The following is a 291-nucleotide window of genomic DNA, read 5'->3' on the forward strand; positions in this document are numbered from 1 at the left end:
GTGTCAAACGCAATCTCAAGTTGATACAGCTTCGAACGCAAACGCAATATAAATTTGATACACCCGCGCATACGGTCTTTAGCTGAGTGCTGCCTCCTTCGAATTGCGTTTGCGTTTGACGTCGTCCGCTTCGTTTAGGTGCGGCGGTGGGATGCGGTTGATCATGCCGGCCTGACGTTTTTCCTTCAGCCTGTACGAGTCGCCGGAGATCGGCACGACGTGTGCGTGATGAAGCAACCGGTCGAGGAGCGCCGCCGTGAGCGTTGCATCGTCAGCGAAGGTCTGGTCCCA

Annotated in this window: 1 protein-coding gene; it reads right to left on the reverse strand. The window is 55.7% G+C overall.

Translation table 11 applies throughout. The features are described from left to right. Positions 1-78: 78 nt before the first annotated feature. Positions 79-291, reverse strand: a 213-nt coding sequence (locus P0D70_RS36980; protein WP_408188154.1) for an ATP-binding protein, incomplete at its 5' end; no start/stop codon positions are given.

It is taken from the genome of Paraburkholderia sp. RL17-381-BIF-C, assembly GCF_046026435.1.
In the GTDB taxonomy this organism is placed as follows: domain Bacteria; phylum Pseudomonadota; class Gammaproteobacteria; order Burkholderiales; family Burkholderiaceae; genus Paraburkholderia.